Raw genomic sequence first — 24,963 nt, 5'->3', positions numbered from 1 at the left:
AATGGTCGAGTGACAAGGTGAATATCGTTGCCACTGATATCCCTGACGTTTTGATTTTCGAGCCAAAGGTTTGTGGCGACGCACGCGGCTTTTTCTTGGAGGCGTACCAATATCAGCGCTATGCGGGGGCCGGCCTGGGCCGCCCATTCGTGCAGGACAACCTTTCTCGTTCAGCTCGTGGCGTGCTGCGGGGGTTGCACCTGCAATTTCCCAACCCCCAGGGCAAGTTGGTTACTGCGTTGCGGGGGCGGGTGCTCGATGTGGCTGTCGACGTACGGATCGGCAGCCCCCATTTCAGGCGGCACGTCGCCGTTGAACTGTCCGAGGAGAACCGGCGGCAGCTTTGGATTCCGCGAGGATTTGCCCATGGCTTCGTCGTCCTCTCCGAGTCCGCGGATTTCTTCTACAAATGCGATGAGTTTTACAGTCCGAAGGACGAGCTTTCCATTCGCTGGAACGATGAAACGATCGGTATCCAGTGGGGATTGGAGAGGCCGAATCTGTCGGAAAAGGATGCGCAGGCGCCTGTGCTCTCGAACGTCCGCGAGCTGCCAATCTATGGAGAGGTATGATGCGGATATTGTTGACTGGCACAGCCGGGCAGGTCGGTGGCGCACTCTTGCCGATGCTCGGAGAGCTGGGAACCGTCGCGACACCTTCGACCGCCGAATTCGATCTTTCCAGACCGGACACGTTGGGGCGCAAGCTTGATGAGCTTCAGCCTGATCTGATCATCAATCCTGCGGCTTACACCGCCGTCGATCGCGCTGAAGATGAACGCGAGCTTGCCATTCTCATCAATGCCAGGGGGCCCGAGGCAATAGCGAACTGGGCTTCGTCGCGTGGCGTTCCGATGATCCATTTCTCCACTGACTATGTGTTTGCGGGAAGTGGCGATCGCGCGCACATGGAGGACGATCCGACGGACCCGCTTTCGGTCTACGGGACCAGCAAGCGCGCCGGCGACGTCGCCATCCAGGCGTCTGGCGCGGCGCATCTGATTGTCCGCACCTCTTGGGTATATGCGGCACATGGCTTCAATTTCTTGAGGACGATCGCAAGACTCGCAGGTGAACGCAAGGAACTGAGGATCGTCGCAGATCAGGTCGGCGCGCCGACGAGCGCTAGATCTGTCGCCAACGCCGTGATGACTGTATTGCGTGAGCACGCGGGTAATCTCGATCAGCTGTTTGCTGCAAAAGGAGGCGTTGTCAACGTGACCTGTAGTGGCGAGGCGAGCTGGCACGAGTTCGCTGTGGCTATCGTCGAGGGATTGAGATCGCGCGGAATGACCTTTCCCGTTGAGGCGATCGTCCCGATCAAAACGTCCGAATTCCCCACAAAGGCGGCGCGGCCCGCCAACTCGCGCCTCGATCTCAGCCGGCTGCATGACCATTTCGGGATAGCGATGCCCCATTGGCGAGATGCCTTGACCATCGAACTTGACGAATTCGTTCGGTTCGAAAGAGTAAAAGCTATGTGTCCTGCTTACGCGAGCGGCTCTGCCTGTTGGCGCTGATCATTTTTTCTCCGGAGACGATCTAATAGTTCTGGTGCACGTCGAAGCACCAGGGCGCGGACTTCCTCGAGGTCGAGCAAAAGGGGCATGTAGCCGTGCTCGCCGGCGAGCTTGAACTTGCGCTTCCGCTTGCCCTCAAGGACGTGCCGGACAATGTCCTCGCTCATGCAGAACGCCAGCTTCGCAGCCTGTGGGATGGTGACCTGGCCATCGCTGGCAGCCGCGACCTGCCGGGCGCCGTGGAGCAGCTTGGCGGGGTAGGCGTCCGCAATGAGGCAGAGATCTCGCGAATTTTTGGCAACGGCGTGACCTGGATCCGGTCCGAGGCTCGGTAGAACACCGAACCGGGCGTAGTTCGCAGAGGAGGGGCGCAATAGGGGCCCGCGAGTTCTGATCAATACCCTGACTAGCTGCAGCAAGTCTGGTTCGCCGGAAATCACCGCGACACGCGGTGTGCGTTTAGGTGGCGTTTGCCTCGCCCCTGACGTGTTGTAAATGGCGACCAGACGCAGGTCTTCGAACCGGCCCTGGTTAAGAAATTAGTTATCTCTTTGCTCTCATTTTCACGGCCTCATTCAGCAAGGAAGCACCATGTCAGACATTACCATTCCCGGCGGAAAAATTCGTTCCTTCGTCGAGCGGATCGAGAACCTGGACACCGAGCTGCAGGAGTTGAACGAGCAGAAGAAGGAAGTCTTTTCGGAAGCCAAAGGCGAGGGCTTCGACGTCAAGATACTCAAGGAGATCATCAAGCTTCGCAAGCAGGACCAGGACGAGCGCGACGAGCGCGAGTCACTGCTCGATCTCTACATGCGCGCCATGGACGCCGCCCCGGCAGACAAGGCCGCGAAGGCGGCGTGAGGCCCCGCAAGAATTCAACCAAGCGCATGAGCGCGATCGCATCGCATGGAACTCTCCGTGCGATGCGGCAAACCTTCTGCCGTCCAATCATGGGGTCCCAACCAGCTAAGCCGTAGCGCGCATCGGCTGATCGTCCATCGCTTGTGGGCAAGCGGCAGTAGTGAGGCAAAAGAACAAGTCGCTCGAGCGGGTCACTTTGCATGCCAGGGTAGCGAGCGCGGCGAAGAGAGACCCGACAGATTCGAACTCGAAAAGGCGATCGACGAGCGTTCCCCCATGCAGCGCAAGGCGGTACAACTAGTCAGGCTCAAGGAGATGACGACGGCCCTGTCGCTCTTCCATTCGGGAGACGCGACATTTATGATAATCATGTTCAACATCGGCACGGCGATGATGTTCGTCGGACTCGGGGGCCTGTTCGGACGCCACATGATGCAATGGATCGCGCCGCGCCCTTCGATCCGCGACTAGCCGAAAAGGATCTCCATGGCTCATCTCCCGTCGTTGCCTGCCAAGGCCACGCTGCTCGACGTCTTCAAGGCCTTTCCGGAGACGAACCGTCCGCTGCTCGAATTCCACGAAGCGCTGCTGCGCGGGCCATCGCCGTTCACCGAGGCCGAACGCGAGATGATCGCGGCCTACGTGTCGGGCCTGAACGGTTGCCGGTACTGCTACGGCGTGCACACGGCGACCGCCGAACGTCTCGGCGTTCCGCAAGGGGCGGTCGCCGCATTGCTGGCCGGCGATGCGAAGGCGGATATTCCAGCGAAGATGCGGCCCGTGCTGACCGTCGCAGCTAAGCTCACCGAGCGGGCCGATAGCGTGACGAAGTCCGACGTCGATGCGGTCTTCGCCGCGGGGTGGGACGGCCAGGCGTACTACCACCTGGTCGCGACGGTGGCCCTGTTCAACTTGATGAACAGGCTTGTCGAGGGCCTCGGCATCGAACTCGACCCGGCCTACGTGGGCGTAGCCGCGCAGCGGCTCGCGGACCGCGGCTATCGTCCGCTGATCGACATGCTCGGTTAGGAGTACGCCAAGCCCAAGGCGATCTGGAACGACGTCGTGATCGCGCAATCCGACCAGACCGTGGTCGTCGAGGGCAACCACTATTTTTCCGGACTGCTGCGCCGAAATTTTGTGCGAGGCGTAGCCGGAAGCGGTCTAAAGGAATGAGGCCACGGCATCTGGCAGCGTACGCAAAGATCATGGACCGCACAGCGTGACCAAAATCGCTCATGACGCGAACCGGTCCCCAAATCGACGCGCCGGGCCGCACAGACCATCGTCGAGGTGACAGTCCGTTCGAGCCTGCCCGAAGTCTCAGGGATCGGTTTGGCTTATTCTAGCTGACGTGGCTCCTCGGGCGTTCAACCAGCCGGATGTCGCGTCGCTTGCATCGACGGCCGCGTTTCGAAGCTGGCAAACCAGGCTGCTGACTGCGGATGACGTGAGCGCCAGCCGAAATCCGGAAACCGCAGGTCAAGATAGCCGAACGCGCAGGCGAAGCTGATCGTGCCGATGTCGACGCGATCGCCGAGCATGGGTGCGGTTTTCTCGATCGCGGCGATCGAGGTTTCGACCTTGTCCAGCTGACCGTCGAGCCAGGGCTGCCAGAGCTTCTCGGGAGGGCGAACCACCAGTTCGTAACGCGAGAGGAGTGCGGCAGTCAGAATGCCGTCCGCAATGCTCTGATCGGTCAGGGCACGCCAGCGTTGCGTCTGCGATTTCGGAAACAATTTTCCGCCGGTGAGATCGTCGAGATATTCGCAGATGACGCGGCTGTCGGCGAGAGCCGTCCCGTCGTCGAGCAGCATTGTGGGCACCTGGCCCAGCGGATTGTGCGCGATGATGGTCTGATCGCGATTGATCGGATGAGCGGCGCTCGGAAGCTGCTCGATCCGGCCGGCAAGGCCAAGCTCGTGCGCTGCGACCAGCACCTTGCGGACATACGGTGAAAAGGGCGAATAGTAAATCTTCACGGTTGCGCCTCATCTTGCGTTGCGTTGGCGAGTTCTAGTCCGGCGATGTAGCCGAAGGTCAGGGCCGGGCCGAGTGTGATCCCGGCGCCCGGATAGGCGCCGGCCATGATCGAGTTCATGTCGTTGCCGGAGGCGAACAGCCCTGAAATGGGACGGCGCTCGTCGTCCAGCACGCGGGCCTTCGCGTCGGTCTTGAGGCCCGCCGCCGTCCCGATGTCGCCGGGGAAGACCCGCACGGCGTAGAACGGCGGTGTCTCGATCGGCCCGAGGCACGGGTTGGGCTTGTGGGCGGGATCGCCGAGATAGCGATTATAGGCGGTGCTGCCTTTGCCGAACGCAGGATCGTTGCCGCTGGCGGCAGCGTCGTTCATCTGGGCAACGCTCCCGGCAAGATTGGCGGCATCTACGCCAAGCTTGCGCGCCAGCTCGGCAACCGTGTTGGCCGCAACGAGATAGCCGCTGTCGAGAAAGCGCGAGAGCGAACGCGCGGCCGGCCGCACCAGGCCGAGACCATAATTACGCAGGAAATTGGCATCGCAGACGAGATAGGCCGGGATCGTCGGCTCGCTCTCATGAGCACGATGCATGGCCTCGACGAACTCGTGATACGAGGTCGCCTCGTTAACGAAGCGCCGGCCCGCGTGGTTGACGGCGATCACTCCCGGCTTCTGGCGGTCAAGGATGAGATGGGGGAAGCGGATCTCGCGGCCGTCGCGGTCGCGCATGACCGACACCGGCGTCCAGAACGCGTTGCCGACGTTATCCGTTTCGATCGATGCGCCGGCCTCGCGCGCGAGCTTGAGGCCGTCGCCACTGTTGCCGATCGGAGCCATCGAATAGTGCCGATCGGCATGCGGCAGCAGTTCGGCTCGCATCGCAGCGTCTGCGGGAAAGCCGCCGGTTGCGAGCACAACGCCCCGTCGGGCGCCGATGCGGGAGACACGTCCATCACGCTCGACTTCGAGCCCGACGACGCGCGGTCCGTCCAGCAACAGCTTGGTTGCTGACGTTCCTGTCCGCAGCGGGATCTTTCGATCGAGCGCGGATTTCAACAGGCGCGCCGCGAGCGCGTTGCCCATCAGGAGCCTTGTGCCGCGTGGGTAGCGCAGGCGATCCAGCCCGTAGCGCAGCAACAGCTTGATGGAATCGCGAAAATTGCTCCAGGAGGAGCGGATGCCAAGCAGGCTGTCGATGTCCTTGCGGCCGACCATCATGCCGCCGAACACGAGAAACTCGGCGATCGGATTCCGCAGCAGGTTGAAATGCTCGCCGAGCTCACGACCGTCGAACGGCGCCGGATCGATGGTGCGGCCGCCGGTGGAAGCGCCCTCCAGGTTCGACTGGTAGTCGGGCGACACGGCGCGCGGGACGAAGCGCAGGGCGGTATTGCTCTCCATGAAGCTGACCATGCGCGGGCCGGCTTCGAGGAACGCGTCGATCATGTCGCGGCGCATGCGATTGCCAAGTATGGCCTGGAGATAGGCGAGCACGGCTTCGCGGCTGTCCTCGACCCCGACCTCGCGGCTGTGCGGGTTCATGGGAATCCAGACCGCACCGCCAGACACAGCCGTGCTGCCGCCGATACTGTCGGTCTTTTCGATGACGAGAACATCGAGACCGTGATGTGCCGAGGTGAGGGCCGCGGCCATTCCCCCGGCACCGGAGCCGACGACCACGACGTCGTGCTCTTCATCGAAGTGTTGTGAGGACCGAGCTGCTGACATGTCTAGATTCCCAGGCCCCCGCCAAGCGATTTGCCGCCGTCGACCAGCAACACCTGGCCGGTGATGAAATCCATGCCTGGCGAGGCCAGGAAAGCGACAGCGTTCGCGATATCCTGCGGCCGCCCGGCTTTTCCGGTCGGCTGCAGCGCGAGCTGTGCCGCCAGGCGTTCGGGTGTGAGCGCTGCCAGAAGCGGTGTGTCGATCAGTCCGGGAGCCACGGCGTTGACCAGGATGCCGCGCGGGGCAAGCTCCATTGCGCTGGCGCGCGTCAAGCCGACGACGGCAGCTTTCGAGGCAACGTAGTGGGCATGGTTGCGCGCGCCGAGAAAGGCGCGCGAAGCAATGTTGACGATCTTGGCCCTTGGCTGCATGCGCGCGGCGGCTAACTGGGACAGGCTGAAGAGGGCGACGAGGTTGATCTCGTACATGCGCCGGAAATCTTCCGCCGTGAGATCAAAGAATGCGCGCTCGTCGAAGATGCCGGCATTGTTGACGAGGGCTGATAGCGGCCGTTCCCGTGCGATTAGTGCCGCGACTGCATCGTGCAGACGCAGATCGACGGCTGCTGCGCGCGACGTCACGGTGGCCGTGGATATCTCGGTGGCACAGGCTTCGGCCGCCTCGCGATCGAGGTCGACGACGAGGACCTCGAAACCGTCCTGGGCCAGCCGGGCGGCGATCGCCTTGCCGATGCCGCGCGCGCCGCCGGTTACGAGTGCAAGCGGTGGCTGGGAAGGATCCGTCATGGTTTCTTCTCCATGTTTTTTGTGTTGGCGGCGGCGCGCGCGAAATCGGCTCCGTGGCGGTGGGTCAGGAAACCGGCGGTGAGTCCGCCGTCGACCTCGAGCACGGCGCCGTTGACGTAGGAGGCTTCGTCGCTGAGCAGGAAGGCGATAGCGTTGGCGATCTCCGCTGGTTCGGCCAGCCGGCCGAGCGGCGTGCGGTCGAGCATGACATCGTCGAGAAAAGCGGACGGAATGCCGTCGCGGATCATCGGCGTGTCGACGCCGTTCGGCGCCACCGCATTCACGCGCACGCCGCGATGGCCCCATTCCACCGCCAGCGTCTTGGTGAGGCCGACCAGTCCCCATTTCGAGGCGGCATAGTTCGCCCGGCCCGGCTGACCGCCTTTGGCGGTGATGGACGCGATGGTGACGATCGCGCCGCGGCCTTGCGCGAGCAGCGTCTCGCCGACGGCACGGCAAGTGTAGAACACGCCCTTCAGATTGATGTCGAGCACGTCGGAGAACGTCTTGTCGTCCATGGCTTCGGCGGCTGCCGCGCGGGCGATACCCGCGCAAGGAATGGCGCCGTCGAGCCGGCCGAGCTGTCGCACCGCATCCGCGACAAAGCAGTTGGTCGCGACCGCGTCGCGGGTGTCGAGCGCCCGAACGACGACGCGAGCGCCAGAAGCTTGCAGCGAAGCCTGCAACGCAGACAGGCCTTGTGTGTCGAGATCTGCTGCCGCGATGTCCGCACCCTCGCTGGCGAGCTGGCGGGCGACGGCTTCACCGATGCCTCGTGCCGCTCCGGTCACGAGAAAGGCTTTACCGGCGAAGCGTCCGTGTCGAGCGGTCATCAGCTTCCCAGATAAGTGCGCTTGATCGCCTCATCCTGACGCAAGGCATCGGAGGCGCCCTCGAGCACGATCTCGCCGTTTTCGAGGATGTAGGCGTATTGCGAAGCGGCCAGCGCCACCGCCGCGTTCTGTTCGACCAGCAGGATGCTGAGCCCGTCGGCGTGCAGCCGGGCGATGATGTCGAAGATTTTCTGCACCAGAACCGGCGACAGGCCGAGCGAAGGCTCGTCGAGCAGGAGCAGTCGCGGCCGCGCCATCAGGGCGCGGGCGATCAGGAGCATCTGCTGCTCACCGCCGGACAGCGTGCCGGCCTTCTGCTTCAGCCGATCACGAAGCACCGGGAAATAGGTGAAAGCGCGTTCGAGATCGCTGCGGACGCCCGCGGGATCGCTGCGGCCATAGGCGCCCATGTCGAGGTTCTCGCGTACGCTCATGTCGCGGAAGACCTCGCGGCCTTCCGGCACCTGGGAGATGCCGGCCCTGACCACGTGATGGGATTGCAGCCGGTTGAGCGGCTGGCCTTCGAAGCGGATGGAGCCTGCTGTCAACGGCACCAGTCGCGAGATGGTATTGAGTGTCGTGGTCTTGCCGGCGCCGTTGCCGCCGAGCAGTGCCACGATCGAGCCGGCAGGCATCCTGAGGCTGACATTGCTCAGGGCCTGGATGCGTCCATAGGAGGCCGAAATGCCCTCAACTTCGAGCAGATCAGGCATGGGCCGCCTCCTTGCCGAGATAGGCTTCGATCACCGCCGGATCATTGCGCACCTCCTGCGGCGTCCCCTCGGCGATCTTGGTGCCGAAGTTGAGTACCGTGACCCGGTCGGAGATCGACATGACGAGCTGCATCACGTGCTCGACGATCAGCACCGTGAGCCCGTCTGTCCTGACAAGATCCGTGAGCAAGCGGTCGAGGGACGCAATTTCGCGGTTGCGCAAGCCCGCGGCGGGCTCGTCGAGCAGCAGGAGACGCGGGCGGATCGCCAGCGCGCGGGCCAGCTCGAGCAGCTTCTGGTGGCCGAAGTCGAGATTCCTAGCCTTGTGCTCGCGATAGGGACCAAGTCCGGTGCGCTCGATCACCTCCTCGATATGGCGCATCACGGCCGGCGGCTTGGCCTGCAGCCTGTCGGGCAACGAGCCGCCGCAATGGACATGCGCGCCGATCATGACGTTTTCCAGCACGGTCAATTCGTTGAAGAGTTCGAGATTTTGAAAGGAACGAGCAATGCCATAGCGCGCCATCTCGGACGCGGGCGCGTGGGTGATGTCTGTGTCGTCGAACACGATCCGGCCGGAGGTCGGTTGATAGAAGCGGGAAATGCAGTTGAAGGTCGTCGACTTTCCGGCGCCGTTCGGACCGATCAGCGCATGGATGGTGCCCTGCGCCACGTTGAGGCTGAAATCGTTGACCGCGACAAGTCCGCCGAACCGGACCGTGACGTTCTCGACCTTGAGGAGCTCTTTACGCACGGGCAAACCTCTTGAGGTTGTCACCGATGAACGCGAACAGGCCGCGCGGCGCAAACATCATGAAGACAATCAGGATCAGCCCGTAGATAATCTCCTGGTAGGAGGGGGCCTGGCGTAGCAGCTCCGAGATCAGGCCGAAGACGATCGCGCCGCCGATCGCGCCGGAGAAGGAGCCAAGCCCGCCGACGACCACCATCGTTAGCACCAGGATCGTGGTCTGGAAGCCGAGGCTGTCGGGATGAATGTAGGTCGAGTAGATCGCGAACATGGCGCCAGCTACGCCGGCGAAGAAGGCCGACAGCGCAAAGGCCGCGAGCTTGGTGGTCTGGACCGAAACCCCCATCGCAAGCGCAGCGACCTCGGACTCGCGCACCGCCCTGAAGGCGCGTCCCAGCCGTGACCGTGCGATCACGACCGTCGCCCAGATCATCAGGATCGTAATGGCGAGCACGACCGGATAGGCCTGCCTGTCATTGACGATCTCGAAGCCAAGCAGGCTTGCCGGCGGAATCCGCAAGCCGTTCGGCCCGCCAGTCACCGGTGTCCAGCTCAGGAACACCCATTGCATAGCCTCGCCGAATGCAAATGTGGCGAGCGCCAGATAGATGTCGCGCATTCGCAGCGCGAGCGTGCCGATGCACAGCCCGACCAGAGCGGCGACGAGACCGGATGCGAGGACCGACAGCGGGAGGGGCCAGCCGAAGGCGGTGTTGGCGAGACCGCTGGTGTAGATGCCGATCCCGTAGAACGCCGCCTGCGCGAGCGAGAACTGGCCGGCTTCGCCGATCACGATGTGCATGCCAAGACAGAGCACGGTAAAGGTGAGCAGCAGATTGGCGAGGTAGACGACATAGCCGCTGGAAATCAGCGGCAGCACGATCAAGCCCGCCATTGCCGCGAGAAGGCCGAGGATGCGCATGGCGGCTCAGACCTTCTTGATCACAACGCGGCCGCCGAACAGGCCCTGTGGTCGCAGGATCAGCACCAGCATGATGGCGAGGAACGGGGCAAGCGTGATCGCGCGCGATGACACGAACAGTCCAACCAGCTGTTCGACGATGCCGATGATGAAGCCGCCAACCACGGCGCCTGGTAGACTGGCGAAGCCGCCGACGATCGCAGCTGCAAAGCCGAGCGTCACGACTGAGCCCATGTCCGCCGTCATCAGCAGCTTTGGTGAAATCAGGAGCGCTGCGATCGCCGAAATCGCACCCGACAGGCCCCAGATGATGGTGTGGATCCGGTTGAGATTGACCCCGACGAGTTGAGCCGCCTTCGGATTCATGCCGACCGAGCGCATGGCGCGGCCAAGCTTGGTGTAGCCGAACATCCAGAAGAAGGCCGCCATGACGATGATGGCGGTGCCAAGGATCGCGAGATCGAGCCGGGTCACGCTGGCCTGGCCGATCATCAGCGAATCCGTCGAGACGAGCGCCGGAAACGAGCGCGGCGTGTCACCAAAGCCGGTCTGGCGCACAAGACCCTTCAGCACATAGGAGAGGCCGAGCGTCGCTATCACCAAATTGACCGGGCTGCCGCTCGCGTGCGCGACCTGGGTAAGGACCACGCGGCGAAACAGCGCCGCTCCGGCAAACGCGACGACGATGGTCATCGAGATCGACGCCCAGGCCGGAAGAGCACGGAACACGAGCAGATAGAGCGCCACATAGCCCGCCGCCATCAGCATCTCGCCTTGCGCGAAGTTCGGCACCTCGGACGTCTTGAAGATGATGACGATCGCGAGCGCCAGCAGCGCATAAACGCTGCCGACGACGAGGCCGGAGGCGACGCCCTGTTGCAGGAAGAGGAGGGCGAGTTGCAGATCCATGAGGAGGACGCTCGGGTGCCGGGTTGGGGGGATTGGAGGCCGCGCGGCTTGCGCGCGGCCTCAGGCGGTTCAGCCCTTGTATTGCCAGCGGCTGGTGTAGACGCCGGGCTGCAGCACCTGGTTGGTACCGTCGAACTTGATGAAGATGGTCGACTTGTTCGCAGCGCGCTCCTGCGGGCCGAACACCACGGGCCCGGCCATGACGCCGGTGTCGAAGTGCTGCTTTTTCAGTGCCTCGAGCACCTTTTCGCGCGTCGGCTGCGGACCGGCTTCCTTGAGGGCGTTGACGATGCTCATTGCCGGGGGGATGCCGTAGGGCATATAGGCCTGCGGATGGTCCGGCTTGGCGGCAAGATCAGGGTAGGCCTCCTTGTACATGTCGTAGACCCATTTGATCTTCGGCCCGCCGGGCAGATCGGCGAGGACGTCCTGCACGTAGAAGTTCTTCAGCGCGTCCTTGCTGCCGACATTCTCCACGAGCTGCGACAGATTGGCCGTTCCCGTGACGGAGAGGATGATCGGCTTGGTAAAGCCGAGCTCGTAGGCCTTCTTGATCAGCAGGGCCGCGGGCCGTGCATAGGTGACGATCGCGAGCGCGTCCGGATTGGCCGCCCGGAGCTTGAAGAACGGCGCGGTGACATCGGTGATGGTCGGGCTGATCGATTCAACCTGCAGATCGACCTTGTGTGCTTCGGCGTCGGCCTTCGATCCTTCCAGGTTCCAGACGCCGTAGGCATCGTCATGGTTGATATAGGCGATCTTCTTCGCGCCAAAGGTCTTGGCCGCGAAATCGACGATCGAGCCCCCGACCGCGTATTGTGAGATCGAGAAGGCGCCGAAGATGTAGTCGGTCGGCGGATAGAGCGCGCCGTCGCCGGAGGCGTTCAGCATGATCAGCGGAATCTTGGAGCGAACGACGTAATCCTTCGCGGCGACGACCGCGGCCGAGCACGATCCGCCATTGAGCAGGAACACCTGGTCCTGCTCGACGAGCTTCTTCACGGCGGCGACGAGATCGTTGGCATTGCAGCGGTCATCCTCGAGGACGACCTCGATCTTGCGGCCGTTGATCCCGCCTTCCTTGTTGATCTTGTCGTAATACATGCGCGCCGCGTTGGCGACGTCGAAGCCGTAGGCCATGTTCGGTCCTGACAGGGGCGCGAACATGCCGATCTTGATCGTCTTGTCGCTGAGGCCCGGCTCCTGCGCGGAGCCGGCCACCGGCAGGCTCATGACGGCAATACATGTGGCGGCCAGCGCGGTCAGCCGGCCGGTTGCTCTCTTCGACATTGTTGTTCCTCCCCCTTTTGTTGGACGCGTTATTGCATCCGGTAGCCGCCGTTGACGTCGATGGTGACGCCGGTGATGTAGGACGCGCGCGGAGACACCAGGAAGCGTACGGCGGCCGCAACATCGTCGGGCGTACCGAGCCGTCCCAGCGGAATCTGCGCCGAGGCCTTCTCATCGTCGGCGGGGTCGAGCGAGAGCCGCAGCATCGGCGCGTCGATCAGGCCCGGCGCCACCGAGTTCACGGTGACGCTGCGCGGCGCAAGCTCGCGGGCCATCGCCTTGGTGAGACCCAGCACGGCGGATTTGCTTGCGATGTAGGACGCGCTCGACCTGTAGCCGCCGAGCTGCGCCGCGACTGACGACAGTGTCACGATGCGTCCGCCGGCGATCGAGGTGGGCAAGCGATTGGCGTATTCCCGGCAGCAGAGAAACGTCCCGGTCGCGTTGACGTCCTGCGTGGTCTGCCATTCGGCAAGGTCGGTTTCCGCGACGAGATTGCGCGAGCCGTCGGGGCGCAGCATCAGAACGCCAGCCCCGGTCACCATAACGGCAAGTTCACCCAATGCATGCTGGGCACGATCGAACGCCGCCTTGACCTGCGCCTCGTTCGATACGTCGGCGACGATGGCGACATGGCCGGTGCCGGCGAGCTGCGGCAGAAGGCTGTCGAGTGCGTCCTGGCTGCGATCGAGAGCCGCCACCCGCAGGCCGTCTTCGGCCAACGCCTTGCAAATGGCCGCACCAATCCCACCGCTCGCCCCTGTCACGAGGGCGGCGCGCCGCTCCGTCCCGTTCACGCGTCTCCGCTCCCTGCTCTCCAGATTGGATACAATCCAATGGCAAACAGGACGATATGTCAACTATATTGCGTTGTATCGAGCAATATTTTATCCAATCTCCACTTTGAGATGTGGATGAGGCCCCCGTGACCAGCGCATCGGATGTCACTGAATTGCTGCGCGAGCGCATTCTTTCGGGCGATGTGCCGTCAGGGTCGCGGCTGCAACAGATTCCGCTGTCGGAATCCCTTGGCGTTTCACGCACGCCTCTGCGCGAGGCACTGGCGCAGCTCGCGAAGGAAGGACTGCTGATTTACGAGCCGAACCGCGGTTACGCGGTGAGGGCGTTCTCAACGGCCGAGATCAGTGCGGCTTTCGAGGTCCGTGCGCGGCTCGAGGCGCTGGCCTGTGGCATCGTGGCGAGGCAGGGAGCATCGCGCGAGGTGCTCGATCGCCTGCGCGAATGTGTTGCCGAAGGTGACCGCATCCTCGCGAAAGGCGTTCTCGCTTCCGAAGATCTGATTCCGTATCGCCGCATGAATGTCGATTTCCACGAGACCATCATCCAGACCTGCGAAAATCGCTTCGTCAGCAGTTTCGTGCGCCAGTGTCACAATGTTCCGATGGCGTCAGACCGCGTATTCATCTGGGAGGATTATCAGGTCATCGCGCGCTCCCATGATGATCACCATCGGATCCTCGATGCGATCGCCAAGCGTGAGGCCCAGCGCGCGGAGAGCCTGATGTCGGAGCACATTTACTTCGCGCTGCTTGTGTTGCGCAGAAAGCTCGATGAGGATGGCCGGGCGGCTCAGTTGCAGGACTCTGCGGATTAGGTGTTAAGGCACGTTCCGTGCGCTTGTCTGCCTGGTTCAGCTGGGAAGTCGAGCGTCCAACGCCACGATAGATGTGGCGCGCCTGACTATCGCTTGCCACAAGTCTGGCAATTTTTGCGTTTGGTCAACGTGTCGAAGGCCGACTCGATCGAGCGTCTATTATCCGTCCGACGAACCACCTGGCGCAACCTGCCGGCACTGTCCGAATTCGCTATTATCCCAACACCATGGATGAAAAGGGATCATCTGCCGGATCTCTATCGTGGCGCCAGAGCATGTGCGCTCCAGGTGCTCTATCGAGTCGGTGAGTTGGCGCGTTGCGCCAGACTTTCATATGCGTACCGGCAGTATGTGACCCTCCGGCAGCAAGTGCAAAGCTGCTAGTGCCGGTCAACACCGCGAAGACGACAAGAGCACGCAACGAGTTTTCAATAGCCATATGAATCTCCAATGCGTAAGTGCAGAAGAGGGCGTCTGCTGCGGATCGAGATGCCCATCTTGAGAGACGAACTTCGGGCTACGTGTGATCTGCCTCACTCTTCAAGATTTCTTTTAGCGCCCTTGCAATACCCATCATCTGACGGAGTTGACGAGTATCGGTTCGCTCCAACCATCCTATGGGCCGTGTGGGGATATCACTGCAAAGATACGTCCCATGAGTGGACTGTCACCCATAGTTCTAACTGTTTCGCACAAGTCGATGGACAGACGATCGGTCGCATACCGATACGAACAGGCTGCCGGGCAATGCCGACTTGCCGACGATCACCATGACGAAGCCGTTCAAAGCATGCTGGGAACGCCGAACACAATCGGAGATATTTCGCGTGTCCACAAGCGAGGGCGAAGCGGTATCCTCGGGATGCGTGTGCCAACATCCGACGAAGTGGAGATCGCGGCGGAACATCTCGTCGATTTCGCGCTGTTCGACTCGTTCGTCGGGCCGATATGAATAGCGACTGCGACGGTCGGTGCGACGCGGACCGGTGATCGCGCAGATTTCGATCGTTGGTAGCGCGAGGCGGGCAAATAGCAGCCCGCCAGCCTCGCGATGCCAGATGCGCGTCTGCCGATAACGATCGAAGTGTGCGAGCACGGCGTCGCCGAACGAAAGCCTTTGTTCGGAGGACCCGATATCGAACGAGATCACGCTGCGAGGGTCCTTGCGCTCCGGCCCCATCGTCGTTCAACAATAGTGGCCCCTTCAAGCGCGTTCGGCGCGATCGCGCGCAATTCGTCGCTCCAGGTGCCACCGGCGAAATCGACCAATCCGCGCCGCGCAAGCCAAATGCGGTGCGTTCCGGACCTAATTTGGTCGAGAAGGACGTCGATTGTGGTTTGCGCAACCAGCGACGTGACGAAGCCCAGCTCGATTGGACCGTAGGGGTCGAACGCGGCGCCGCACGCGGGTTCGTACCGGCGAGGATCTTGCGCCCATTTCACGGCGACCAGATGGGGAACTCCGTACGCATCGAGGCCCGCGCGGAGACCGTCGCCGGGGCCGGAAATCGCGATTGCGTGGCCGGCCGCTGCGTAGGGCTCCGTCCAACCGTAGACGATGGGGACGCGGCGGTCATGCCCGGCCTGCCACTCGTCGAGAAGGGACTCAGCGGGCCAATCGCCGAGAGCTGAAACTATCACATCCATCTCGACTAGGGGATCCTCGGCGCGTAGCAGCAGCTCTTGTACCTCCGAGACATGGTGGACCACCTCGACGTGGGGCAGGACTGCTCGGATCTGACGTGCGAGCGCCACCGCCTTCGGGTCGTCGATGGAATGAACTCCGAGCGTGTGTCTACCGACGTTGGCGCTCTTCAACACCTGCTTGTCGACAAGGATTAGCTTTCCAACGCCCCCCCCGTGCGAGCGCGTGCGCTACGGGCGCGCCGACTGATCCACAGCCGAGTACAGCGACAATCGCATCACGCAGTTTCGGGACGCGCGTATCGCGGTCACGACCGTGAAGCCAGGTCGGATCAACGCGCTCGACCGAATTGCGGTCGCACGGCGCGCCACCGAACAGGCGGGCGCGGACGACGTGCTCCGGAACGAACGGTCGATGGGCGGAATCCCGCGGCGAGCGGGTCCCGCCCCCGGACCACGGCTGGACGTTTCACGACGGTGGCCGCGAGGGCCGGACCGTCTTCGGTAAGTGCGCCGAACAACACGAAAGTGCGGGGAGGTGCCTCGCGCACGAACTCATCGAGCAGATCCGTGCAGCCGCAGCACTTGGCCAACGCGTAGACGTCGCTGGCGGACGACGGATACTCCGCCGGCGTCGGCACCTGATCGAGCCAGACGAACGCACCGGCGTGCGACTTAGTTTTCGAGGCCGAGACCGTCGGTGCGGCGTTGCGCAACCAGGCGCGCAATTGTTCGTCGCTCTCGGCGACGACAGTCTGGCTCGCGCCCTCCCAGATGCGGACTCGACGCGACGGCGGACCGGGGTCGAGTAGAGACAGCACTGTACCGTTGCCTCGCTTGGCGTGATGCCAATAGGTCAGGAATTCGGTACGGAAGTCGCCGTCCAGTTCGCCGCGGATCGCCGCTCTGACCATTGTGAATGCCTCATCCAGCAACGACGCCACACCACCGTACGGATCGTCCACCGACATCGTCGTCGTATCGGGAAAAAGGCAGAGAACACCATCCTTCTCGACATGAGGCCAGGTCAGGAAGGGGGGGGCGGTCGACGAGCGCGATGCGGGCTGGCGTCGATGGAAAACCGGCGCTCACGATCACGTCGAGATGGCGAAGTCCGCCGGGAAAATCGGCGGCGAAGCGCCAGCCCTTTTGCGCTGCGCGTCCGCGGTAGGCCATGAGCTCTCTCCGGTCGAGCTTACGCGGTTGCCAGCCTAGCTCCTCCCATCGCGCTTCGACTGCGGCGACAGCCGCGTCGAAGCGTTCGACGAGAGGATGGTGCGCCTCAAGCATTCCGCCGGTCTCCCTCGAGGCGGGGCGGCGCGCGACGCGCCTCGGCTTCGCTGCGAACGAGGCCAGCCGTCAGCACCGTAGGCGCACCGAGACGGGCGGCGGACCGCTTGAGCACGCGGTCGGCGACGCTAGGACCGATCGATTTGGCGAGGGTCTCGGTGATGAGCCGCTTGTTGGAGAGTTCCGCGGCGTGCGCGAAGTCGTGTCGAGCCCGGTCGAGCCATTCGAAGAACGCCTCCGCTCGCTCCGGATGTTTGCGCCACTTGTCCGCGAAGTTTTCGGTGGGATCGCTCGGGTTGGCCACGACGTAGCTGCCGTCGGGTGCCTTGCCGATGAACCGGTCCATACCGTTCAGGATAGTGAATAGCGTCCGAGATCTTCGCCTCGCCACCGTAGGCGTGGGCCGCGAGAGTGGTGAGGATGATTGAGATCGGGCGTTCGTCCGACCGTGCGACAAACATGATGTCGCGGTGGCGCTTGAGGATCATGACGGCCGACTGCAGCGGAGTTCGCACAGCGTAGAACGGGATTGGCTCGGTGCCGGCGCGCACGCCTTTGCGGATCAACTCCCGCTTCCGCTCCTCGAAGATCACTTCCATGCGGCTGAGGAACCATTTGAGATAGCCGCGTGGATTCGACCGCGGCCAGTCGCTTGAAACGATGCGGTAAGCATGATGGTCGATGTCGGTGATCGCGATCGCGGTGTCGGCGAACCTTGCGTCGAGCCCATGCGCTAGGAGGAGGGCGCGCTGCTCGGCGGAATTCAACAGGCCCGGTGTAACGTCCATGTGAAATTGCGCGCCGTCTGCGTAGTCGAGACGCCAGCAACGTCGGTGTTCCCCAACGGGCTTGTTCATGTTCTGCGCGTGGGCGTAGAGCTTCATCTCGTCGCCGAGTAGTTGCTTCAGATTCTGCTGAGTCGTTTGCGACTTGCTCAGCTTGCGGAATTCGCAGACGGCGTCGACGTCGTAGTGCTCTCCGTCGCTGATCGGCGGGATCACTGTGCCGAGACCGAAGGAACCCTGAACGTGGACCTGCGGATCGAACTGCTGCATGCTCGAAGCCGGGCGATTCAGCCAGTCGCCCAACGCCTTGTAGCTGCGCTCGGCCTGTTCGTATCGAGACTCGGGAATTGCAAGCGAGTCCGCGAGATCCTCGAGTGTCTCTTCGGCTTCGGGGGTGATGACGGGACGCACGTGGACGTTCATGTCGATCTCCGTAAAGTTAGTGGGCGTGTTCGAGTCGATGGGCGAGGGCGAAGCCGCCCAGTTTCCGGTTCTGGTCGTAGATCGAGAGAGGGAGATGTGCCTTCGGCTGCCAGGACCGGCCGCCCTCGACTGCAATCGAAACCGGGACCGCGGGAAACACGCTCACCTGCGCGTGCTCGCCGTGGATGAGCTTGATGTCGTCGAGCGTCTTGCGGAAAAGTTTGGCGAAGGCCGCGATGTCCTCCGGGCGCCTCACGATGTCGTTATGGGCGCCGTCGGCCGCGATCGACCAGATCGAGACGTCGGGCCCGAGGACGGTCAAGATGCGATCGTCGACGACGGGAGCGCTGATCTCAAGCTTGAGCGCGATCGGGCCACCCACGCGCTCAGGACGCCGGACGTCGTAGTGCATCTCGGGTGACGATCGGTCCCACTTCCATCCTTTCGGATCGCGCAGCAGTTGTCGGACTTCAGCGGTCGCGATGTCCGAGATCAGGCGGCCAAGCTCGAACAGCAGCGGGATAGGCGCGAGACCGAAGACGGCGAGGCGCTTGATTTCCTGGCGCTCCATGCGGCCGCGGACCTTCTCGCCGAAGACAGTCTGTAGGTTCTTTATGTGGGTCTGCCAGTAGCTGGGATCGTCGTCGCGCAGATCGAGGGTGACGAGATCGAGGTCGATCCAGCCGTCGTCGAGCGGGTAGCGCTCAGGGATCATCGACCACTTTACCGCGCCCTTCTCGACGGGCGACTCGTTCGCGCCAATCTTCGCTGCGTAGCGGATGACATGACTGCCGAGGTTCTCGTCGATGCCGGTTACGGTGAGGATGCGGGCTTCGTGGCGTCGCTTCATCTCGCCGAGAACATCGACGGAGTGCGCGTCGACCATCTCGCGATCGATCACCCGATGATGCTCGTCGCAGACGAGCATTAGATTGTCCGGATCGTGAGCGAGTTTGGGCGAGAGGATCGGATCGCCGCGCGGCCCGTCCGGCGAGTCGCCTACGACGTGCGCGATGTAGGACTTGTTGGCGTTGCGAGCGCCCGAGATCTGTTCGCCGATCAATAGCTTGTTGCAGCCCGCGTATTGGCAGCGGCCTGCGGCGCGACCCCACAGCACATTCTGGATCTTGGTAGGAATTGCCTTGCGCTTCAACTTCGCGGGCGTCGACTCATCCGCGGCGATCTCTGCAACCGAACTCGTCACGGCACGTCCCACAAGTTGATTCATGATTCGTTCGTTGAGCGATTTTCGCGGCGAGGCCGAAGCCCGCCGCAAATCTTTTTTCGAAGGACGCGGCGCCTGCGGCGCCGGGTCCAGTAGCAGCACCGAACGAAGCGGACTTCAGTTCGGCATAGCGAAGTCGCGGAGGTCGTATTTACGAACGTCCACCCTCGACTCCTTCAATCGGCATAATCACGAACACCCCGTCGTGCTGCCGCAAGTGTCGCACTTCATGCACGTGCCATTCCGCACCAGCGTGAAGTTGCCGCACTCGCTGCACATCTCACCTTCGTAGCCCTTGGCCTTGGCTTCCGCTCGGCGCTCGGCCTTGCTGGGGGCTGCCGCTTGCGCGGTGCCGGCCTTGCTCCACTGGATCTGCTCGAGCTTCTCCGTCGGAGAGAGGTCGTGGGCCGCTTCCTGCTTCAGGGCGACGGCGCCTTCGAGGGCGTCGCCGACGCGGGCCGACGTGCCGTGGGAGGCTAGCGCCGTGACCTTGCTGCCGCCGCTCGGAGCGCTGTCGTTGCCCTGGGCGATTGCAGTGGTGCCGCCGCGCATCACGACGAGGTTGTCGGTGCGGGAGCGGGTGAGGCCGCGCGAGACCAGCTTGGTCGCGTGGTGGCCGCCGTCCTCGTCCGGCTCCTTGCCTTCCTCGATGCCCTTGCCGAGCGCGTCGAAGCCCGTCTCGTTGGGATCGACGTGGGCGAGGTCGAAGCGAGAGAGGTAGCTCACCGCCAGCTCGCGGAAGACGTAGTCGAGGATCGAGGTCGCGTACTTGATCGAGTCGTTGCCCTGCACGGGGCCCGCCGGCTCGAAGCGGGTGAAGGTGAAGGCGTCGACATATTCGTCCAGCGGCACGCCGTACTGGAGACCCAGCGACACCGCGATGGCGAAGTTGTTGATGAAGGAGCGGAGCGCCGCGCCTTCCTTGTGCATGTCGATGAAGATCTCGCCGAGACGGCCATCGTCATACTCGCCGGTGCGCAGGTAGACCTTGTGGCCGCCGACGACCGCCTTCTGGGTGTAGCCCTTGCGGCGATCCGGCATCTTCTCGCGTTCGCGCATCACGATGATGCGCTCGACCAGCTTCTCGACGATCTTTTCCGAGACCTGGGCGGCACGCGCCGCCATCGGCTTCTCGTAGAGATGGTCGACCGCATCGTCCTCGTCCTCATCATCGCTGATGAGCTGCGAGTTGAGCGGCTGGGACAGCTTGGAGCCGTCGCGATAGAGCGCGTTGGCCTTCAGCGCCAGCTTCCACGACAGCATGTAGGCGGACTTGCAGTCCTCCACCGTGGCGTCGTTCGGCATGTTGATGGTCTTGGAGATTGCGCCCGAGATGAAGGGCTGCGCCGCCGCCATCATGCGGATGTGGCTCTCGACCGACAGGTAGCGCTTGCCGATCTTGCCGCAGGGGTTGGCGCAGTCGAACACCGAATAGTGCTCGGCCTTCAGGTGCGGAGCACCTTCCACCGTCATCGCGCCGCAGATGTGGACGTTGGCCGCCTCGATCTCGCGCTTGGTGAAGCCCACGGCCTGGAGCAGGTCGAAGCCGGGGGGCCGCGATCGCGTCGGCACCGATGCCGAGCTGGTCGCGGATGAAGTCTTCGCCAAAGGTCCACTTGTTGAAGGCGAACTTGATGTCGAAGGCGGTCGGCAGAGCCTTTTCGACCTTGGCGATCGCTTCATCCGTAAAGCCCTTGGCCTTCAGCGTCGAGGCGTTGATGCCGGGGGCGTTGGAGAGGGAGCCGTGGCCGACGGCATAGGCCTCGATCTCCGCGATCTCGCTCTCGCGATAGCCGAGCGCGCGCAGCGCGGAGGGTACCGCACGGTTGATGATCTTGAAGTAGCCGCCGCCGGCCAGCTTCTTGAATTTCACCAGGGCGAAATCGGGCTCGATGCCGGTGGTGTCGCAATCCATGACGAGGCCGATCGTGCCCGTGGGTGCGATCACCGTGGTCTGGGCGTTGCGATAGCCATGCTTCTCGCCGAGCTCGAGCGCCGCATCCCAGGCGGCCTGCGCATGTGCGATCAGGTCGGCTTGCGGGCAGGAGGCGTGGTCGAGCGGCACCGGGTTGACGCTGAGGGCCTCGTAGCCGGAGGTCTCGCCATGCGCGGCGCGGCGGTGGTTGCGGATCACGCGCAGCATGTGCGCGGCGTTCTTCTTGTAGCCCGGGAAGGTGCCGAGCTCGGCCGCGATCTCGGCCGAGGTCTTGTAGGTGATGCCGGTCATCACAGCGGTCAGCGCGCCGCAGAGCGCGCGGCCTTCCTTTGAGTCATAGGACAGGCCCATGGTCATCAGCAGGCCGCCGATGTTGGCGTAGCCGAGGCCGAGCGTGCGGAACTCGTAGGAGAGCTCGGCGATCGCCTTCGACGGGAACTGCGCCATCATCACGGAGATTTCGAGCACGATGGTCCAGAGCTGGCAGAGGTGCTCGTAGCCCTTAACGTCGAACTGCTTCGTCGTGGTGTTGTAGAACGTCAGCAGGTTGGCGGAGGCAAGGTTGCACGCCGTGTCGTCCAGGAACATGTATTCCGAGCACGGATTGGACGCGCGGATGTCGCCGGACGCCTTGCAGGTGTGCCAGTCGTTCATCGTGGTGTTGAAGTGCAGACCCGGGTCGGCCGACGCCCAGGCGGCGTAGCCGATCTTCTCCCAGAGGTCGCGCGCCTTCAGCGTCTTCGTCACCTTCTTCGAGGTGCGGGCGTTCAGGTTCCAGTCGCCATCCGTTTCCACGGCGCGCAGGAAGTCGTCCTTCAGCGAGACCGAGTTGTTGGAGTTCTGCCCCGAAACCGTGAGATAGGCTTCCGAATCCCAGTCGGTGTCGTAGGTTTCGAACTGGATGTCCTTGTAGCCTTGCTTCGCAAACTGGATGACGCGCTTGATGTAGTTGTCAGGCACGAGGCTGCGGCGCGCGAGCTTGATCTCGCGGCGGAGGGCAGGGTTCTTCTCGGGGTCGAAGCAGTCGTCGCCCGAGCCTTCGCAGTTCACGCAGGCCTTCAGCACCGCCTTGAGGTGCTTTTGGTTGATCTTCGAGCCGGTGACGAGAGCGGCAACCTTCTGCTCCTCCTTCACCTTCCAGTCGATATAGGTCTCGATGTCGGGGTGATCGACGTCGACGACGACCATCTTGGCCGCGCGGCGCGTGGTGCCGCCCGACTTGATCGCGCCGGCGGCGCGGTCGCCGATCTTGAGGAAGCTCATCAGGCCGGAGGAGCGGCCGCCGCCGGAGAGCTTTTCGCCTTCGCCGCGCAGGCGCGAGAAGTTGGAGCCGGTACCGGAGCCGTACTTGAACAGGCGCGCCTCGCGGACCCAGAGGTCCATGATGCCGCCCTCGTTGACGAGGTCGTCACCGACGCCCTGGATGAAGCAGGCGTGCGGCTGCGGGTGCTCATAGGCCGACTTGGACTTGGTCAGCTTGGCGGTGAAGGGGTCGACGTAATAGTGGCCCTGGCCGGGACCGTCGATGCCATAGGCCCAGTGCAGGCCGGTGTTGAACCATTGCGGCGAGTTCGGCGCGACCATCTGCATGGCGAGCATGTAGCGGAGCTCGTCATAGAAGGCCTGGGCGTCTTCGTCTGACGTGAAGTAGCCGCCCTTCCAGCCCCAATAGGTCCAGCAGCCGGCGAGGCGGTCGAACACCTGCTTTGCGCTGAGCTCGCTGACGAAGCGCTCTTTCTCAGGCAGAGCGACGAGCGCGTCGGTATCGGGCACGGAGCGCCACAGGAAGGAGGGGACGGACTCCTCCTCGACCTTCTTCAGGCGCGCGGCAACGCCGGCCTTGCGGAAATACTTCTGGGCGAGGACGTCGGAGGCGACCTGCGACCACTCGGTCGGCACCTCGACGTTATCGAGCTTGAACACGACCGAGCCGTCGGGATTCCTGATCTCCGACGTGGTCAGCCGGAATTCGATCCCGGCGTAAGGTGACTGTCCTACCGTGGTGTGGCGCCGCTCAATCCGCATCGTCTTGCCCCGTCCTTATCCTTGACCGGACCGCCTCCGTTCAGGCGTCCAGGTCGGTATTTCGTTTCGCGAGTCCTCAAAGGGCCTTGCCGGCCTTTAAGGCTTCGCAGCTCAGCCGGTGGATCCGGCCCAGTTTCTCCCGGCGCGATGGTTCGGTGCGTGCACCTCTCATCCGCCGGCATGTCCACGCCCATCCGCCCCAAGGGATGTGCGCGACATGCGTTCAACGCTCCACAACGTCACAACTTCAATCGATGCCATCCGAGCCTGTTGCCGGCCCGTTCTGGCGCCCTGGAGGTCCGCTACTGCGGGCAGACAAGCCCTCATCCCGCTGGCTTTGGCTGGCTGGCGGAGTGGCGATTTGCGAGACCCTTTGGGGGAGTGCCGGCGGGACGCAAACTCACTCGCGCCGAACGGACCGAAAGCTAGGACTCTCCGTTGCGCCCGTCAAGAACTAGTGCGAGTTCCTGAATCAAATACTAAATATGGTGGATTGCGGGGGATAACAGGGGGCAAGCCCGCGCCTGTTGTTGCGCCAAGTATCAGTGAGTCCTCAGGGATTCCCAACCGAAAAAATTTCCGTCTAGTGTGGATGCGGACCCTTCATCCCGCTGTTCACAGGGCAGGTATATTTTTGGGCAACGGGATTGCGTCGGTGGGACTCACCTAGCGTTACGGAAGGTGAGGGCAGGCATGCCCGCCGAGGTGGTGGTACGGGGGACGAATCCGCGCCAAGTTGGCCTTCTTTTCTGCCGGGTACCCCACATGCTTGATTCGACTCGGCCGGCGCTGCGCCCGCGCATCGCTCCGGCCGGCCTGATGTTCCTCGCCATCACCTCGATCGGCTGGGGCTTCAACTGGCCCGTGACCAAATTCCTCCTCGGCGAGCTGCCGCCGCTGACGCTGCGCGGGGTGACCGGGGTGCTGGGCGCGGTCCTGCTCGCCGCCCTGGCGGTCATCCGCCGGCAGAGCCTGCGTGTCGCCCCTGGGATCTGGCCGCGCCTGCTGACCGCCGCAATCCTCAACGTCACCGGCTGGATGGTGCTGATGGGCCTGGCGCTGCTCTGGCTGCCGGCGAGCGAGGCGGCACTGATCGCCTACACGATGCCAGTCTGGGCCTCGATCATTGCCTGGCCGGTTCTGGGCGAGCGGCCGACCGTGTTGCGCACGCTGGGGCTTGTGATGGCCTTTGCCGGACTTGCCGCGATCATGGGCGGCAACGGCATTGCCGCGAGCGCGGAAAAGCTGCCGGGCATCATCATGGCGCTGTGCGGCGCGCTCGGCTTCGCCGTCGGAACGGTGTTCTCGAAAAAGTACCCCATCCATCTGCCGCCGATCACGGCCGCGGCCTGGCAGATCGGGATCGGCTGCCTGCCGATCTCGATTATCGGCCTCATCATCGAGACCACGCATCTGGCGCTGGTGACGCCGGTCGGCTGGCTGCTGCTGGTCTATTCGACCGTCGTGCAGTTCTGCATCGCCTATGTCAGCTGGTTCGCGGCGCTGGCGCGCCTGCCGGCCTCGGTCGCGGCGATCGGCACCATGGCGGTGCCGATCATTGGCGTCGTCGCCTCGGCGCTCGCGCTGGGAGAGCCGCTCGGGGCAGGGCAGATCGCCGCGCTGATCTTCACACTCGCAGCCGTGGTGCTGGCGACGCGCTAGTGTCCTGAACCAGAAGTTCGCAGCATTGGGTCGTGTTTTGCGGGGGCATTGTAACGACAGAAGCGCTCGATGGAAGCAAGGATGTCGTCGGCGGATTTGGTCCATCGG

23 protein-coding genes and 2 pseudogenes are annotated in these 24,963 nt (G+C 63.3%); 8 read left to right on the top strand and 17 right to left on the bottom strand.

Features of this window, described 5'->3' with window-relative positions; all coding sequences use genetic code 11:
* Positions 1-17: 17 nt before the first annotated feature.
* The 6 genes from rfbC to AC629_RS19525 all read left to right on the top strand — a co-directional run bounded on the left by rfbC (position 18) and on the right by AC629_RS19525 (position 3,409).
* Positions 18-572: a dTDP-4-dehydrorhamnose 3,5-epimerase gene (gene rfbC, locus AC629_RS19550; RefSeq protein WP_084806652.1), complete on the top strand. Its 555-nt coding sequence runs from the start codon at positions 18-20 to the stop codon at positions 570-572.
* Positions 569-1,519: a dTDP-4-dehydrorhamnose reductase gene (gene rfbD / locus AC629_RS19545; protein ID WP_349531128.1), complete on the top strand. Its 951-nt coding sequence runs from the start codon at positions 569-571 to the stop codon at positions 1,517-1,519. The genes rfbC and rfbD overlap by 4 nt, the downstream gene beginning before the upstream one ends.
* Positions 1,520-1,614: 95 nt before the next feature.
* The gene (locus AC629_RS45440) at positions 1,615-1,854 is read left to right on the top strand and encodes a hypothetical protein (protein ID WP_143199268.1); all 240 of its coding nucleotides are present in this window, start codon (positions 1,615-1,617) and stop codon (positions 1,852-1,854) included.
* A 256-nt stretch (positions 1,855-2,110) separates the two neighbouring features.
* Positions 2,111-2,380, top strand: coding sequence for a DUF2312 domain-containing protein (locus AC629_RS19535; protein ID WP_084806650.1), 270 nt, complete (start codon positions 2,111-2,113; stop codon positions 2,378-2,380).
* Positions 2,381-2,425: 45 nt separating this feature from the next.
* Complete coding sequence (locus tag AC629_RS48805; protein ID WP_245331924.1) at positions 2,426-2,851, top strand: hypothetical protein; 426 nt, start codon at positions 2,426-2,428, stop codon at positions 2,849-2,851.
* Positions 2,852-2,866: 15 nt separating this feature from the next.
* Positions 2,867-3,409 carry a carboxymuconolactone decarboxylase family protein gene (locus AC629_RS19525; RefSeq protein ID WP_084806649.1) on the top strand — a complete coding sequence of 181 codons (543 nt, stop codon included), beginning with the start codon at positions 2,867-2,869 and terminating at the stop codon, positions 3,407-3,409.
* 341 nt (positions 3,410-3,750) lie between these two features.
* Here AC629_RS19525 and AC629_RS19520 read toward each other — a convergent pair whose 3' ends face one another.
* The 10 genes from AC629_RS19520 to AC629_RS19475 all read right to left on the bottom strand — a co-directional run bounded on the left by AC629_RS19520 (position 3,751) and on the right by AC629_RS19475 (position 13,047).
* Positions 3,751-4,362 (bottom strand): glutathione S-transferase, encoded by a 612-nt coding sequence (locus AC629_RS19520; protein WP_084806648.1) that lies wholly within the window; start codon positions 4,360-4,362, stop codon positions 3,751-3,753.
* Positions 4,359-6,086, bottom strand: coding sequence for an FAD-dependent oxidoreductase (locus tag AC629_RS19515; RefSeq protein ID WP_084806647.1), 1,728 nt, complete (start codon positions 6,084-6,086; stop codon positions 4,359-4,361). The genes AC629_RS19520 and AC629_RS19515 overlap by 4 nt, the downstream gene beginning before the upstream one ends.
* A 2-nt stretch (positions 6,087-6,088) precedes the next feature.
* The gene (locus tag AC629_RS19510) at positions 6,089-6,832 is read right to left on the bottom strand and encodes an SDR family NAD(P)-dependent oxidoreductase (RefSeq protein ID WP_084806646.1); all 744 of its coding nucleotides are present in this window, start codon (positions 6,830-6,832) and stop codon (positions 6,089-6,091) included.
* Positions 6,829-7,665: an SDR family NAD(P)-dependent oxidoreductase gene (locus AC629_RS19505; protein WP_084806645.1), complete on the bottom strand. Its 837-nt coding sequence runs from the start codon at positions 7,663-7,665 to the stop codon at positions 6,829-6,831. Before AC629_RS19505 ends, AC629_RS19510 begins: the two co-directional genes overlap by 4 nt.
* Positions 7,665-8,378 (bottom strand): ABC transporter ATP-binding protein, encoded by a 714-nt coding sequence (locus AC629_RS19500; RefSeq protein WP_143199267.1) that lies wholly within the window; start codon positions 8,376-8,378, stop codon positions 7,665-7,667. Before AC629_RS19500 ends, AC629_RS19505 begins: the two co-directional genes overlap by 1 nt.
* The gene (locus tag AC629_RS19495; protein ID WP_143199266.1) at positions 8,371-9,132 is read right to left on the bottom strand and encodes an ABC transporter ATP-binding protein; all 762 of its coding nucleotides are present in this window, start codon (positions 9,130-9,132) and stop codon (positions 8,371-8,373) included. The genes AC629_RS19500 and AC629_RS19495 overlap by 8 nt, the downstream gene beginning before the upstream one ends.
* Entirely contained in the window at positions 9,125-10,051 is a 927-nt protein-coding gene (locus AC629_RS19490) for a branched-chain amino acid ABC transporter permease (protein WP_084806643.1), read from the bottom strand. Before AC629_RS19490 ends, AC629_RS19495 begins: the two co-directional genes overlap by 8 nt.
* A gap of 6 nt (positions 10,052-10,057) precedes the next feature.
* A complete protein-coding gene (locus AC629_RS19485; protein ID WP_084806642.1) occupies positions 10,058-10,960 on the bottom strand; it encodes a branched-chain amino acid ABC transporter permease in 903 nt (300 codons plus the stop codon).
* Positions 10,961-11,029: 69 nt separating this feature from the next.
* Positions 11,030-12,250: an ABC transporter substrate-binding protein gene (locus tag AC629_RS19480; protein WP_084806641.1), complete on the bottom strand. Its 1,221-nt coding sequence runs from the start codon at positions 12,248-12,250 to the stop codon at positions 11,030-11,032.
* A 29-nt stretch (positions 12,251-12,279) separates the two neighbouring features.
* Entirely contained in the window at positions 12,280-13,047 is a 768-nt protein-coding gene (locus AC629_RS19475) for an SDR family NAD(P)-dependent oxidoreductase (protein WP_210419069.1), read from the bottom strand.
* A gap of 113 nt (positions 13,048-13,160) precedes the next feature.
* Between AC629_RS19475 and AC629_RS19470 the strand changes: the two genes are divergently transcribed.
* Positions 13,161-13,865, top strand: a complete 705-nt coding sequence (locus tag AC629_RS19470) for a GntR family transcriptional regulator (RefSeq protein WP_084806640.1) — start codon at positions 13,161-13,163, stop codon at positions 13,863-13,865.
* A 679-nt stretch (positions 13,866-14,544) separates the two neighbouring features.
* Here the strand turns inward: AC629_RS19470 and AC629_RS19465 are convergent.
* From AC629_RS19465 to AC629_RS19445, 7 genes and pseudogenes are all read right to left on the bottom strand, one after another.
* Complete coding sequence (locus AC629_RS19465) at positions 14,545-15,015, bottom strand: Mov34/MPN/PAD-1 family protein (protein ID WP_084806658.1); 471 nt, start codon at positions 15,013-15,015, stop codon at positions 14,545-14,547.
* Positions 15,012-15,707 (bottom strand): annotated as a pseudogene (locus AC629_RS48800) (ThiF family adenylyltransferase); the annotation flags it as partial. The pseudogene AC629_RS48800 and the gene AC629_RS19465, both read right to left, overlap by 4 nt.
* Positions 15,708-15,841: 134 nt before the next feature.
* Positions 15,842-16,540 (bottom strand): E2/UBC family protein, encoded by a 699-nt coding sequence (locus AC629_RS48795; RefSeq protein ID WP_245331926.1) that lies wholly within the window; start codon positions 16,538-16,540, stop codon positions 15,842-15,844.
* Complete coding sequence (locus tag AC629_RS48790) at positions 16,434-16,799, bottom strand: hypothetical protein (RefSeq protein ID WP_245331922.1); 366 nt, start codon at positions 16,797-16,799, stop codon at positions 16,434-16,436. Before AC629_RS48790 ends, AC629_RS48795 begins: the two co-directional genes overlap by 107 nt.
* Positions 16,800-16,927: 128 nt before the next feature.
* On the bottom strand, positions 16,928-18,007 hold the full coding sequence (locus AC629_RS19455) for a nucleotidyltransferase domain-containing protein (protein WP_245331921.1): 1,080 nt from the start codon (positions 18,005-18,007) through the stop codon (positions 16,928-16,930).
* Positions 18,008-18,023: 16 nt separating this feature from the next.
* Positions 18,024-19,235 carry an SAVED domain-containing protein gene (locus tag AC629_RS19450; RefSeq protein ID WP_084806639.1) on the bottom strand — a complete coding sequence of 404 codons (1,212 nt, stop codon included), beginning with the start codon at positions 19,233-19,235 and terminating at the stop codon, positions 18,024-18,026.
* Positions 19,236-19,421: 186 nt separating this feature from the next.
* Positions 19,422-23,193 (bottom strand): annotated as a pseudogene (locus AC629_RS19445) (vitamin B12-dependent ribonucleotide reductase).
* A gap of 765 nt (positions 23,194-23,958) precedes the next feature.
* On the opposite strand from AC629_RS19445, the gene AC629_RS19435 reads away from it, so the two are divergent.
* Positions 23,959-24,855: a DMT family transporter gene (locus AC629_RS19435; RefSeq protein ID WP_084806638.1), complete on the top strand. Its 897-nt coding sequence runs from the start codon at positions 23,959-23,961 to the stop codon at positions 24,853-24,855.
* Positions 24,856-24,963: the final 108 nt, after the last annotated feature.

Source organism: Bradyrhizobium sp. NAS80.1 (assembly GCF_001908205.1).
GTDB lineage: Bacteria > Pseudomonadota > Alphaproteobacteria > Rhizobiales > Xanthobacteraceae > Bradyrhizobium.
The sequence above is the reverse complement of the archived record's forward strand: the minus strand, read 5'-3'. Positions and strand labels throughout refer to the sequence as shown.